Annotated in this window: 13 protein-coding genes and 1 pseudogene; 8 read left to right on the forward strand and 6 right to left on the reverse strand. The window is 61.8% G+C overall.

Translation table 11 applies throughout. The features are described 5' to 3' along the window. The first annotated feature begins 194 nt into the window (after positions 1–194). The 3 genes from CH249_RS20085 to CH249_RS20095 are packed head-to-tail and all read left to right on the forward strand — an operon-like array spanning position 195 to position 3,717. Positions 195–1,574, forward strand: a complete 1,380-nt coding sequence (locus tag CH249_RS20085) for an MFS transporter (RefSeq protein ID WP_094648503.1) — start codon at positions 195–197, stop codon at positions 1,572–1,574. Next, complete coding sequence (locus CH249_RS20090) at positions 1,571–2,836, forward strand: MFS transporter (RefSeq protein ID WP_179272989.1); 1,266 nt, start codon at positions 1,571–1,573, stop codon at positions 2,834–2,836. Before CH249_RS20085 ends, CH249_RS20090 begins: the two co-directional genes overlap by 4 nt. Then, positions 2,833–3,717, forward strand: a complete 885-nt coding sequence (locus CH249_RS20095) for an SMP-30/gluconolactonase/LRE family protein (RefSeq protein ID WP_094648501.1) — start codon at positions 2,833–2,835, stop codon at positions 3,715–3,717. The genes CH249_RS20090 and CH249_RS20095 overlap by 4 nt, the downstream gene beginning before the upstream one ends. A 2-nt stretch (positions 3,718–3,719) precedes the next feature. On the opposite strand, the gene CH249_RS20100 is transcribed toward CH249_RS20095, so the two are convergent. Beyond that, entirely contained in the window at positions 3,720–4,406 is a 687-nt protein-coding gene (locus CH249_RS20100) for a GntR family transcriptional regulator (RefSeq protein WP_256981296.1), read from the reverse strand. A 219-nt stretch (positions 4,407–4,625) separates the two neighbouring features. Between CH249_RS20100 and CH249_RS20105 the strand changes: the two genes are divergently transcribed. Genes CH249_RS20105 through CH249_RS20115 form a run of 3 tightly spaced genes read left to right on the forward strand, consistent with a single transcriptional unit; the run spans position 4,626 to position 7,100 of the window. Then, positions 4,626–5,771, forward strand: a complete 1,146-nt coding sequence (locus CH249_RS20105; RefSeq protein WP_094683600.1) for a thiolase family protein — start codon at positions 4,626–4,628, stop codon at positions 5,769–5,771. A gap of 1 nt (position 5,772) precedes the next feature. After that, positions 5,773–6,213 carry a Zn-ribbon domain-containing OB-fold protein gene (locus CH249_RS20110; RefSeq protein WP_256988386.1) on the forward strand — a complete coding sequence of 147 codons (441 nt, stop codon included), beginning with the start codon at positions 5,773–5,775 and terminating at the stop codon, positions 6,211–6,213. Continuing rightward, a complete protein-coding gene (locus CH249_RS20115; RefSeq protein ID WP_094648499.1) occupies positions 6,210–7,100 on the forward strand; it encodes an SMP-30/gluconolactonase/LRE family protein in 891 nt (296 codons plus the stop codon). Before CH249_RS20110 ends, CH249_RS20115 begins: the two co-directional genes overlap by 4 nt. On the opposite strand, the gene CH249_RS28540 is transcribed toward CH249_RS20115, so the two are convergent. After that, positions 7,064–7,402 carry a hypothetical protein gene (locus CH249_RS28540; RefSeq protein ID WP_256988387.1) on the reverse strand — a complete coding sequence of 113 codons (339 nt, stop codon included), beginning with the start codon at positions 7,400–7,402 and terminating at the stop codon, positions 7,064–7,066. The genes CH249_RS20115 and CH249_RS28540 overlap by 37 nt on opposite strands. Here CH249_RS28540 and CH249_RS28545 point away from each other — a divergent pair. Then, complete coding sequence (locus CH249_RS28545) at positions 7,388–7,840, forward strand: carboxymuconolactone decarboxylase family protein (RefSeq protein ID WP_256988388.1); 453 nt, start codon at positions 7,388–7,390, stop codon at positions 7,838–7,840. The genes CH249_RS28540 and CH249_RS28545 overlap by 15 nt on opposite strands. A gap of 105 nt (positions 7,841–7,945) precedes the next feature. Here the strand turns inward: CH249_RS28545 and CH249_RS20125 are convergent. From CH249_RS20125 to CH249_RS20135, 3 genes and pseudogenes are all read right to left on the reverse strand, one after another. Further along, positions 7,946–8,095: pseudogene (locus CH249_RS20125) on the reverse strand (MerR family transcriptional regulator); the annotation flags it as partial. 429 nt (positions 8,096–8,524) lie between these two features. Then, a complete protein-coding gene (locus CH249_RS20130; RefSeq protein WP_094683601.1) occupies positions 8,525–9,505 on the reverse strand; it encodes a DUF368 domain-containing protein in 981 nt (326 codons plus the stop codon). A 273-nt stretch (positions 9,506–9,778) separates the two neighbouring features. Then, positions 9,779–10,693: an aldo/keto reductase gene (locus CH249_RS20135; protein ID WP_094648495.1), complete on the reverse strand. Its 915-nt coding sequence runs from the start codon at positions 10,691–10,693 to the stop codon at positions 9,779–9,781. A 166-nt stretch (positions 10,694–10,859) separates the two neighbouring features. Here CH249_RS20135 and cynS point away from each other — a divergent pair, with 166 nt between their 5' ends. After that, the gene (gene cynS, locus CH249_RS20140) at positions 10,860–11,312 is read left to right on the forward strand and encodes a cyanase (protein ID WP_371828373.1); all 453 of its coding nucleotides are present in this window, start codon (positions 10,860–10,862) and stop codon (positions 11,310–11,312) included. Between the two features lie 14 nt (positions 11,313–11,326). Here cynS and CH249_RS20145 read toward each other — a convergent pair whose 3' ends face one another. Then, on the reverse strand, positions 11,327–12,604 hold the full coding sequence (locus CH249_RS20145) for a triacylglycerol lipase (protein WP_143544563.1): 1,278 nt from the start codon (positions 12,602–12,604) through the stop codon (positions 11,327–11,329). Positions 12,605–12,666 lie beyond the last annotated feature (62 nt).

The raw sequence follows: 12,666 nt of genomic DNA on the forward strand, positions 1-12,666 counted from the left end.
ACCAGTTGCGAGGTCATTTTGGACATAAACCTCATCCAGTCCCGCTCAAAGCAGTGCTTGACAAGCATAGTGATACACACCACTATATAGAATCGTAGCTCCGAAGCGGCATTCACCTCCGGACCGCTGCCCTCCTCGACCTCGGCCAGCCGAGCATCATCTGCCACGAACCATCCTGCTCAAGGGGACCTCCTATGGGATCACAGCCACCGAATCCGCCCGCCACGACAGCAGACCGACGTCGACTGGTCGTAGCCGGGTTAGCAACAAGTACGATCGAGTTCTACGACTTCATGCTGTACGGAACCATGGCCGCGCTCGTGTTCAACCAGGTCTTCTTTCCGTCTTACAGCCCCGCGACAGGCACGCTCGCGGCATTCGCAACCTTCGCGGTCGGCTTTGTTGCGCGTCCGATCGGCAGCATTGTGCTCGGCCGGATCGGGGACCGTGTGGGCCGAAAGAAGACCGTCATGCTCACACTCCTGATGATGGGCGGTGCCACCGTCGCCATCGGTCTGATACCCAGTTTCGAGAGCATCGGCATCGCTGCACCACTGATCCTGGTGACGCTGCGGTTCATTCAGGGTTTTGCTCTCGGTGGCGAAGTGGCAGGTGTTGCTTTGCTTCTCGTCGAGCATTCGGGCAAGTCCACGCGCAACCTTCTTGGAAGCATCGTCCACATGGGCGCTCTCGGGCTCATCCTGTCATCGGTTGCAACCTCGTTCTTCTCCCACATATCCGGCGATGCATTTCTCGACTGGGGATGGCGCATACCGTTTCTTCTCAGTGCCGTTCTGTTCGGTCTGTCGTTCTGGCTCCGCCGGTCCATCAGCGACAGCCCACAGTTCATCGCGTCCAACACCGATTCGGTACAGCAGCCCCGCCTGAGCCTCTCCGCCACCTTCGTTCGATATTGGCAGCCAATACTGTTGGCCACAGGGATCACCGGAGCCGGTGGTGTCGTCTATTACACCGTCTTCACCTACAGCGTGGGATACGCAACGGGCTCACTGGGTTACGACAGAAACTCGATTCTCAATGCCCTGATCGTGGCTGCTCTGCTCTATACGATCGCCGTTCCCTTTGCGGGCTGGCTGGCCGACAGATCCAGCGCCCGCACTGTTGTCCTGTTCGGCCTGACGTTCTCGATCGTCTTCGTGTATCCATTCTTCCTGCTGTTCGAGGCCGGCCCGATCGGCGTGTTCGTCGCGATGTCGGTGTACCTCTGCTTCACTATGGCACCGGTCAATGCACCACAGTTCGCGTTGTATGCGGGACAGTTCCCAGCACTGTCGCGATACACCGGAACTGCGCTGTCTCAGGCTATTCCAGCCGCTGCTATCGCTGGAACCGCCCCATTCGTGGCGCAGTATTTGCTCGGAGTAACCGGATCGAATACCTCGGTTGCCTGGTACATCGCGTTTTTGTCGGTGATCGCCCTCGGATGCATATCGGTACTCGGGGGCCGCCCCTCGCATTTGGACGACGACCTCACCGCGTCGCCGGTGTCCGCGGCACGGGCAAACTCCAGGCGTGTTCGGATCGAATCCGGCGAAGCGGACGGTATCGCATGACGAATCGTGGACAACGGCAGACAATACTGGCGATCTGCTTTCTAGGGCTCGCGTTCGAGGGTTACGACCTGGTCGTGTACGGAACGGTCCTACCCCAGCTGATTGCATCCGACGAATGGAACATCGGCCCGACACAGGCCGGACTGATCGGCACCATGACCGTGATCGGGATGCTGATCGGATCCATCATCTCGGGCACTCTGTCCGACATGCTCGGGCGACGCAGGCTCACCATCGTCTCCTGCGTGTGGTTTTCGATCTGGATGCTTGCATCGTCCATCGCACCGAATGCGCAGGTCCTCGGCGGAATGCGATTCTTCGTAGGACTCGGAGTAGGGGCGTTCGTACCGTTGGTTGCCGCACTGGCCGTGCAGTGCGCGCCTGTAGGAAAAGGTAACCGCTACAGTGCGATCGCGTGGTCCGGCTACCCTGTCGGCGGTGTCATCGCCGCACTGATCGGCTATTTCGTTCTCGAACCCCTCGGTGCCCGATTCCTGTTCGCACTCGGAGGGTTGCCGTTGCTGACGATCGTTCCGCTGATGATTGCTCGCCTACCGAAAGGTGACGTAGCTCTCGGCGTGAGTCGCGAATTCGACTCCGGCGCAACCAAGCCCATATCGACGGTGGTGTCAGGCTTGTTCACCCGTACCGTCCGACTGCGTACCGCCTTGTTCGGCGCGGTCAGTGCAGCGGGTCTGATCCTGACCTATGGACTGAACACCTGGCTTCCGCAACTGATGCGCGCCAACGGGTACGAACTCGGTTCCGCCCTCACCTTTCTCATCGCACTGAACCTCGGCGCAGCGGTGATGCCACCCCTGCTCGCAAAACGTGCCGACATCTCCGGCCCGGGCATCGTGATAATCAGTGTTTTTCTGGCCGCGTCGGCCAGCATTCTGGCGTTGTCGATTCCCATGCCCATTCTGATCGTGTATTGCTTGGTGTTCATCGCTGGCGCGGGAACCCTTGGTGCACAACTCCTGTTGCCAGGATTCGTTGCCACCGACTACCCGCACTCCACACGCGTCGCAGCATTGTCCTGGATCTCGATCGCAGGCAGAATCGGCGCGTTGGGCGGTCCGACACTGATCGGATTTCTGATCGCCAGCGGCAGCAGCACATCCACGAGCTTCTTCGTATTCGCCGCGTTCGGAGTCGTGGGTGCATTCCTCACCGCCCTGCTGAGCCGCCGCAGGCAGCCCGCTGCCCGACAGGTCTCGGCAGTACCGGCGACAACCGACAAAAGGAGTAGCGCACAGTGAACACACCGACAACATCCACCACCGTCGTGAGCGGGTTCGCCTTCACCGAGTGTCCACGATGGCACGAAGACCGACTCTGGTTCGTCGACATGCATCTCGAACAAATCGTTGTCGCGGACGTGCGAACTGGTGTCCACACGGTCATCGAGGTGCCCGGATCACCCGGTGGGATCGACTGGCTCCCGGACGGTCGACTTCTGGTGGTGATGATGGAGCAACGGCAGATCCTTCGGCGCGAGAACGACGGCTGGGCTATCCACGCGGACCTGTCGGCCACCGTGCCGACCACGCTGAACGATATGGTGGTCGACGCTTCCGGACGCTGCTACGTCGGCGAAACAGGATTCGATCCCCACGACCATCTCTCCGGCCCCGACGACATCGCACGGGTATCGGCAGGCACCTTCGAATGTCCAGTCCTCAGTCGAGTGTTCGTGGTGGACCTGGACGGGAGCTACCGAGAAGCGGCGTCCGGAATCGCATTCTCGAACGGAATCGTCATCGATGATCGAACCCGACAGCTGTTCGTCGCCGAGTCGTTCGGTTCGCAACTGAGCAGGTTCGATATTGCGCCCGACGGGACTTTGATCGATAGGGTGCGTCTTCCGCTCGGGTTCGCTCCCGACGGCATCGGCCTGGACGGGTGGGGGTGTATCTGGGTGTCCGATGTCTTCGGCAATGCAGCCCAACGCGTCACCGCGGCCGGAACGTTACTCGAACGTGTTCCGACTCAACAGCTCTGCCTTGCTTGTGTGGTGGGCGGACCGAGCGGCAACGACTTGCTGTTGTGTAGTTCACCGACGCTCGACCGCACCGAATGCCTTGAGAAGCTCGAGTCACATATCGAGTCGACAACCATCGGGCCGCCCGAGACGGCATGAAGTCAGCTGCCGAGAATTCCCTTGTCGTCCAGAAATTTCTGGAGAACCACGCCCGAGCGCTCGATGTGGACGCGCATCGCGGCCGCTGCCCGCTCGGGGTCCCTGGTCTTCATCGCCTCGAGGATTTCGGTCCGCTCGTCGGTCGGTGGGTACAGTCCGGTCGTCTCGTAGAACCTGTTGGGGACGTAGGACAGAGCGACAGCGAGCAGCATGGCGATCTTCGGCGAGTCGGCACTGTGGTTGATGAGGCGATGGAAGTCGCTGTTGAGCCGTTGCACTGCGACCCCGTCGCTAGCGTCGACGGCGACCACGAGCTCGTCGTGTACCCGCGCGAGTTCGTTCACCTGCTCCCAGCTCAGACGCGTCGCGGCACGCCTGGCGAGCTCGGCGGCGAGATCCGCTTGCACGCCGAAGATGTCGTCGATGTCGGACCGGCGCAGCTCCAATACCCTGAAGCCCTTCCGTGGTTCGAGGCGAAGGAAACCTTGACCTCGCAGCGCCTGCAGCCCTTCTCTGACCGGCGTTTGACTGACACCCAAGTGCGCCGCCAGAGTCTCCGTTCGAATGTACCGGCCGGCCTCGAATTTCCCGGTCATGATCTCCTCGCGCACGAAGGCCTCGACCTCGGCGGAGAGTTGCTTCCTCCCACCCACCTGCGCTGCGGCGGGCGACACTTTCTCGCTGTTCACACTCGGCCTCCTCGGCGCTCCGGCGACACATTCTTCGGGCTTGCGCCATCGAAAGCGCGCTCAGGAGGCATTCTATACAAAAGGAGGGATCATCGCTCAAAGCTTCGCCGCAGGCTTCGAAAGGTTACGCTCCTGGGGATTATTATATATAATATTTTTACTGAGCTCCGTGATCACTTGGTCGGTCCGGTCGACTACGAGAGAAGAGATGCGAGAAAAATGACATCAGCCAACGGACCGAAGGGAACAAGCGCCATCGTTGGCGTCGGCACCACGCCCTTCGGCAAACTACCCGGATACTCCGCCGACGACCTCGGCAGCTGGGCTCTGTACGAAGCGCTCAGTGATGCAGCGTTGACGGTCAAGGACATCGATGGACTCATAGTGAACCGCGTGAGTTCATACGAGGCTGTCGCCGCCAATCTCGGCATCCAGCCCAGCTGGATGGCTCAACTCCCATCCGAGGGAAGGATGTCCGGCACGTCGATCGAGATGGCAGCCATGGCGATTTCTACCGGTCTGTGCAGGCGTGTTGCGTTGGTGTACGGCAACAACGGGCGGTCGGCAGGTGCCACCTACGGAGGCGTTGTCGGCGAAGCTTACGGAACGTCTGCGGATCTGACTGCCCCGTACGGCTTCACATCCCCCGGCGCGTTCTACTCCATGATGTACCAGCGTCACAAATACTTGTACGGCACCACCGACGATCAGCTGGCGACAGTGGCGATGACATTCCGTCACAATGCCTCACTGAACGAGAATGCCGTCATGCGGAGGCCGCTCAGTCTCGACGAGTACCACAATTCCCGCTATATCGTCGAACCCCTGCACGTCATGGACTATTGCCTCATCAACGACGGCGGCGTGGCCTTGATCATGTGCGCCGCAGACGAAGCCGCCGACTACCCGAACCCACCCGCTTATGTCCTGGGTTATGGACAGCAAGGGCAGCTGATCAATTCCGACTTCCCTCCCGGGGACAATTGGTGTGATGCCACCCGAGCCGTCGGGGAGCGCACCTACCGCATGGCGGATGTGAAGCGCACCGACGTGGATGCATTGATGGTGTACGACAACTTCAGCCCCAATGTGTTGTTCGCGCTCGAAGGGCTTGGATTCTGCGAACAGGGCGAAGGTGGCGATTACATCCAGGGCGGCCGAATCGGTATCGGAGGCGAGCTACCTCTCAACACCAGCGGCGGCCATCTCTCCGAAAGTTATATGCAGGGATGGGGACTCACGGTCGAGGCAGTGCGTCAAATACGGCGGACGTGCGGTGCGCGTCAATTGGAACGGACCTCGATCATCCAGTACGTCTGCCCCTCGCCGGTCGTTTCCTCGATAATCTACGGATCGGATTATTAGAATGAATTCTCCAACAGTGCCTTTCACTCCGGCATCCAAACTGCTGAAACCGTACTTCGAGGCTCTCGATCGGCACGAACTGATGACCACTCGTTGCTTCGGGTGCGGGGTGACCCAGTTTCCCCCTCGGGCGGCCTGTAGCAGTTGCGGGGCTTTCGGTTCATTCGAGTGGATCGAATCGACAGGGAGAGGAGCGATCTGGACTTTCGGTGTATTTCACAAAATGTACTTTCCGAATTTCGGTCCGCTGCCGTACAACGTGGCCGTGGTCGAGCTCGACGAAGGAACCAAACTCATCACCAACATCGTCGGATTGGACAACACGGAACTGACGATAGGCATGCATGTCCGCGCTGCATTCGTGGACATAGACGGCCACACGGCCGTCCGGTTCGAGCGCGACCAGGTTGGCACCGACCCCAAGGAAAGTAGGACCCGATGACGATGCAGGAAGCGCCAGCGTCGCTCGAACTTCCCGACGGCGCGATTGTGCTCGCAAGCGGTGTCGGATTCACCGAAGGACCGGTCAAGATCGACGACACCTCGATTGCGGTGACCAGCATCAATCGCGGTCACGTCTATCAGGTTCCCTTGGATGGATCCGGGCCCACACTGTTGTGCGAAACCGGAGGTGGTCCGAACGGACTCGCCCTTGGCCCCAGCGGTGAATTGTGGATCACCCAGAACGGCGGAACTGCGATGCCTTCGCGCTCGAAACTCCCGGCCGCGCCTTCGCTGCAGCGATGGGCAAACGGCACTCTGAGCGTCGAACTGTCGGGAACGGTGTCTGCGCCCAGCGACTGCGTTATCGGTCCTGATGGTCGACTGTGGTTCACCGACACCGCCGAGCATGCAATCGGCGAGGTCAAGCCCGGGCGGCTGCACGCATACGATCCGAAGACCGGCGATCTCGAAACGCAGTTCGATGGACTCATGTTTCCCAATGGCCTGGCTTTCGACAGCACCCGTGGCAAGTTGTACGTCGCCGAAACGGCAACCGACTCCGTTCGCCGTTACGACGTCACCGAGAAAGGATGCACGCCGGACGGATGGGCCGTTACCCTTGAGCGAGGCCGCCCGGACGGCATGGCAGTCGATTCCGCCGGTTGGCTCTGGATCGCCGGCAGCTCCGGCGACAACGTTGTGGCCGTTGATGATCAAGGCGAGATCTGTCATGAAATTCTGTTCGGCAACCGCGTGCTCGTGACCAGCGTGTGCTTCGCAGGCGCAGCGCTCGACCAGATGATCGTGACCATCGCAAAAGGCGGAACCGTCGTATCGATCCCTGCCATTCACACCGGCCTTCCGCTCCCGGTCACTGCACTGTGAGCGCCGACGATGTCCGCGGCAAAGTCGAACGGGTGTACGGGAGCGTCAGTCGGCAATGGGAACTGCTGATCGAACTGGACCTCGTATTCGCCGAGGCCTATGCCGAGTACCTGGACGCTGCGTTCTCGGCCGCTGAGCTCGATCCTCACATTCGCGAGCTTCTGCTGCTGGCCCACGACGCATCGATGACAGTGCTTGACCAGCACGGGGTCGACGAGCGAATTCGGAGAGCACTCCAACTCGGAGCGAGTCGACGCGAGATACTCGATGTCCTCGAGCTTCTTTCGATGATTTCCACGCACAGCCTCGCTATCGGCTTACCGCTCGCCTTCGACCCAGAGGACTACGGTGTTCCAGAATCGACGAGCGGAGGGTATTGGGACGCATTCGAGGCCCCATTTCCCGGTGTACACGGGATGATGAGCACGCACACTCCACGCCTGTTTTCTGCCTATCGCTCGATGGGAAAGGTGCTGTGGCGAAAGGACGGGCTCGCACCGAAGTGGCGCGAATTGACGTTGGTGGTTGCCGATCTCTCGACCACCCACTTGTACGGTGCCGGTGCGAAGCTTCACATCGACAATGCCCGACGCTATGGCGCTACAGATTCGGAAATCGTTGCTGCAGTTGCCCTTACCATTCCTTTTTCGGCCAACACCATCGAATTGGGTCTGCGCGCGCTGAGCAACGTCGAGAGCGCGGCTGCATCCGTGTCGAGCGTCGGTCCTGAGGATTGGTAACGCCGGAAAACGACGCTGAGGATCGTCCGAAGCCGCCACAGAAGTGTTCTGGGCAGTCTGCGACTCGCCATTTCCTGAGGTCGGTGCCGGGGTGTCGATGAGTTCGCGAATTTTCTTTACCCGGTCTATCAAACACTCGTCGTATTCTCGGTACCCGTTGTCGAGTCGACGCGGGCTGATCAGGCCCTGTTCTTGGTAGTAGCGAAGAATTCTCGGCGGGACGCCTGTCGTGCTCGCCAGCTCTCCGATGCGCATTGCTCCTCCTGACGATTTGACCTTCGCACTAATGGCACGTTGACGATGGGTGAGTCGGTAGTTGCGTGCGGGGTGGGGTCGCTGATGCCTTGCTCTTCGGTGTCACGAGCGTGTCACATGTCGGTACGAACGGACCTGGATTCGGGTGGTGCTGCCTGGACGATTGACACAGGTCAGAGCCTCTGTGGTGGTTCCATGCGGACGTATCCGGTTGTCTCGCAACATACTTGTGAGCGAGCGGTCAACGGTTCGATCCCGTTGGGAGGCTCCACTGCTCCGATCCCGCTGCTGGGGTCGGAGTTTTTGTCTGTGGTGGCCGGTGCGGACGGCTCGCGCGCACATACGCCCCTCGTGGGAATTCACGGTGCCTGTAGGAGGTGCGGATTCCGACGAAATGCGTGGATGGCCGGCAATGCCTGCCGGTTTCGGTCAGGGCGTACGCGTGGTTGCCAGTCGATGCTGAATGATGGCGACCACAGCCACGACCGCAACTCCGACGGCGAAGAGGCCCACGGCGGCGAGCCATTCGTCGCCGACGGCCAGTAGTTCTCTGTTCTCGCCCTGCCACGGCCACAGTGCACGCAACGACCCCAGCAGCAGGCCGGCAGCGGCGACCATCGCCAGGTCGTGGTAGTTCGCCAGCAACCGTTCGAGCACTCGAACGAAGCTGACCAACCCCACCAGAGCACCCAGGGCGAACACGGCCAGGTACGTCAGGTTCCGCTCGTCGACGGCCGTGAGCGTCGGCGCATACAGGCCGATGACCAGCAGAAAGAACGACCCCGATTCGCCTGGCAGCACGAGCGCACATATTGCGATCGTCGCGGCGAAGAACACCAGAATCAACGACGGATTCGACGCCTCGACCCCGGGTAGCGACGTGAGAACGACGACCGCGACAGCGAGAACGACGAACAGAACCACGGCGGACAGTCGGGACCTGATGGTGGGGAAAGCTCCACGACTGATCTCCATGAACGGGATCGCCACCGACATCGCGATCATGCCCATGAACAGTGCCTTCGAGTAGACGGGCTGATCCGTGACGAAATCCGCCATGATCCCCGCCACCGAGAACACCATCAACAGCATGCCGACGCCGACCGTGACGAGCAGCCACCAATCGACCTGGCGGACCGCGGCACGCACGTCGGACCGCGTGAGCACGGCCTTGGGGATGTCCGTCAGATGCTTCGCCGACGCGATAGCCCTGGTGTAGATCCCGGTGACCAGGGCGACCGTGCCGCCGGAGACCCCGGGAACCGTTTCCGCCAGACCGATCAGACCGCCGCGAACGACGTTGGCCGCCAATTCCGTCGCCGGCGGCCGCCCCCTGACAACGTCATCGAGTCCGGGTCGATCCTGCTCCTTGTCACCATGTTCGGAGGGCGTCTGCCGGTTCGTCGTCATGCCCGAATCGTCCCAAACGCCGCAATGCTGCTCGACACCGGCTCGACAAGCTCGGGTGTGATCGCACCCGCTTGCGAGCGTTCGACGGTTCGATCCGCCCTACCCATTCAGCTGCCACGAATCAGCTCCCCGTTCTTGTGAACCCGACGCCGATCGGAGTCGGGTATCCGAAACGGAGGAGCCGATCCGAGGTGGTCGGTCGCAGAGACGGCCTCCGCGAACATCGGCGTGGATCCGAGTATTCAGCGGACGATCAGCTCGTGCCAGAACCGATCACGTCCAGTCCAGTCGAGAGCGGTTGTCCCAGTACATCTCTGGCGATTCTGCAAGATCCGGATCGCTCGCTGCGATCAGTTCGCGGTCGATCGACAGAGCAGCGACATTCTGCTCGAGTTGTGCCGCTGTGGCCGCGCCGGAGAGCACGACATCGGCCCAGGGTTGGGCGAGTGCACGTGCCAGCGCCAGTGCGTCGCGGCCGATTCCGGCGGAGTCCGCGACGCGGGCGAGTGCAGAATCTTCGGCCACCAGTCGGCCGTTGGCCATGGCCTCTTTGACGACGACGAACCAGCCGGCTTCGTGTGCTCGTGCCAACGCCGGGCCGACGGACGGCTCGAGGGGGTTCCACGTCGACTGCACCGAGCTGAACACCCCGATCTCCAGCGCTGCATGCACCACGTCGGCTTGATGTGGCCCGCTGGTGCTGATGCCGATTCGGGTACCACTCTCGGCTAGGGCACGTAGGTCGTCGAGCAGGGCAGTGTCGCTCAGGGCTGGACTGTCCGGGGTGACGCTGTGGATCAGGTAGTGGTCCGGTGCACCGCCGAGGTCGCGCAGAGTCTGCGGCCACTGCTCGGCCAAGCGGGCAACCGAGTGCTCTTTCACTTCGTGCACCTCGGCACCCCGCTGGAAATCGGCGACGTACGCGTATCCCCATTTGGAGCCGATCACCAGCTCGTCTCGCCGAGAAGGGTGTCGCGACAACCAGCTGCCGAGGAAGCGCTCGGCAAAGCCGTAGGAGCGCGCGACGTCGAAGTGTCTGATTCCGCTGTCCCATGCGGCGTCGAGTACTGCGTGGCACAGCTGCTCGAGGGCTGCCGGATCGAATCGCCCGTCGACGGCATCGGAGTGCCCGACCGTCAGGTACTCGGGGCGTCCGAGGGCGGCAAGGCCGAGACCGAGTTGGGTCATGTCGTCAGTACTTTCGTTGTGCCGTGGCGGAAACAACCACCATATCTGCGATCGGACCGCGCTCGCGTGATCGATACCAGATGTTGCGAGGCAGGATCATCGAGCTGAGACTGTGAACTCGGGGCGCACTCGGTGTGCGCCTGCAGTACGGCCACGAAGGAGAGAGCTGTTGACCGATTTTTCAGGTAAGCCATTGATCGGCGAGATTCGGCTTGCACGAGCTCGAGCCGGATTGAGTTGGGCCGCTGTGGCCGAGGCCATCGACATGCCGGTGGCATGGACGGTGTCGGCACTCTACGGACAGCATCCCCTCAGCCTCGCCCAGGCCGACCTCCTTGCCGAAAAACTGGGCATGCCCGACGGTTCGTTGTTCGAGCTGACCCTGGCTCCCTATCGTGGGTCGCTGGACATCTCCTCGGACCCCACGGTCTACCGATTCCACGAGGCGCTGCAGGTGTACGGCCCTGCGCTCAAAGAACTGATCGCCGAGGAATTCGGCGACGGCATCATGAGCGCCATCAACTTCACGATGAACATCGAACGACGACCGCACGATGACGGAGATCGGGTCGTGGTGACGTTCGACGGTAAGTTCCTCGACTATCGATGGACCGAGTAGGCCGAAATCGACAGTCAGGGGGCCGATTCGGAAGGCGGGCCGACCAGTGCGCGTCGCATCCATTCGTACACTCTCTCGTCGTTGAGGAGGGTGAAGTGGTGTGCGGTGTTGATCGCCAGACCGTCGTCCGGACGAAGTCCTATGTCACGCAGCTTGTTCCGCCCTCCGGCGCTGTCGGTACGGACCAGGCCGTCGCCCACGAAGATTCCGATCGGGTGTCGCGGGTTTCCTGTGATGACGGCGGACGCGTGATGATGCCGCACCCCCTCCGGAACCGAGATGTCCGCGGCCGCTCCGACGTCGAATCCGTCGGCGTAGCTGGCATGTCCCTCGTCCTCGGTGATCGATCCGTGAATCAGGTCGCGGACTCCGGCGCTTCGACGCGCCAACAGGTTCGCGAACGGACGGGTCTCGGGCGCTATTGCCAGCGCTGCCGTGGCGACGTGAACGCCGCGCGCAAGCGGCGCACCCAGATGTGGTGTGCCCAGGGTGAATACGTCCGTCAACAGCTCCACCCATCGGCGGCCGTTCTCCGCAGAGTGGTGTGCGGCGCTGCGCGAGACCAGCCCGCCCATGGAATGACCGACCAGGGTGATGCGGTGAACCCTGACGGGCCAGGCCGGCACGAGCTGTTCCAACAGGTCCGACAGGTCGGCACCGTTGGTGGCAATTCGACGACCGGTGTTGTAGCGCAGAAAGATCGAGGTCGTTCCGGATTCTGAGTCCAGGCGCTCCCCGTACGTGGGTCGCCCACCGAGCCGCCATGCCGATTCGGTCTCCACGAGCCCGTGCAGGAACACCACGAGGTGCGCTCCCGCGTCGGGAAACGCCGTGGCCAGGGCGCGGTACTTGGTAACTACCGGGCGTCCGTCGACACGTATCGACATCGGGTAGGCGAGGACCCGGGAACTGCGCTCCATGTCGTCGCCGATGAGACCGTGCAGGACGGCGATGGTCTGAGCGCCGCGGGTGGTGTGCGACGGTGACGGCCGCGCATCGTCCTCGGTGACCTCGTCGCCGGTCACGTCGGAACTGCCGGTCAGTGCACCGACTGCTGTGGCTGCGCCGGTGCAGGCGGCTGTGATGGTCGCGTAGGTTCCGGCGGCGATCGCGTCGTGCATCAGCTGCGTCGGCACGGCGGCCGGCCCGACGCCGAGTTTCACGGCGGCAAATGTGCGTCGTGCAATGGCCGAGTGAACTGCGCGAACACCACCCGTGGCCGATGCCAGCTCGCGAAGCGCGATTTCTGCGAGTTCACCCAACTCCTGTGTGCGCTGAGTTCTCTTCCCCACTCGATTCAGTGTACGTGTGTCCACTGGATCCGTCAGGGCTGCGATGGTTGCGGTTGTCCCAC

Origin of the sequence: Rhodococcus sp. 05-2255-3B1 (assembly GCF_002258545.1) — a bacterium.
Classification (GTDB): domain Bacteria; phylum Actinomycetota; class Actinomycetes; order Mycobacteriales; family Mycobacteriaceae; genus Rhodococcoides.

Coding starts and splice junctions, on each gene's coding strand:
- CH249_RS20085 (WP_094648503.1), top strand. CDS start 195: ATGGGATCACAGCCACCGAATCCGCCCGCCACGACAGCAGACCGACGT.
- CH249_RS20090 (WP_179272989.1), top strand. CDS start 1,571: ATGACGAATCGTGGACAACGGCAGACAATACTGGCGATCTGCTTTCTA.
- CH249_RS20105 (WP_094683600.1), top strand. CDS start 4,626: ATGACATCAGCCAACGGACCGAAGGGAACAAGCGCCATCGTTGGCGTC.
- CH249_RS20110 (WP_256988386.1), top strand. CDS start 5,773: ATGAATTCTCCAACAGTGCCTTTCACTCCGGCATCCAAACTGCTGAAA.
- CH249_RS20115 (WP_094648499.1), top strand. CDS start 6,210: ATGACGATGCAGGAAGCGCCAGCGTCGCTCGAACTTCCCGACGGCGCG.
- CH249_RS28545 (WP_256988388.1), top strand. CDS start 7,388: ATGATTTCCACGCACAGCCTCGCTATCGGCTTACCGCTCGCCTTCGAC.
- CH249_RS20130 (WP_094683601.1), bottom strand. CDS start 9,505: ATGACGACGAACCGGCAGACGCCCTCCGAACATGGTGACAAGGAGCAG.
- CH249_RS20135 (WP_094648495.1), bottom strand. CDS start 10,693: ATGACCCAACTCGGTCTCGGCCTTGCCGCCCTCGGACGCCCCGAGTAC.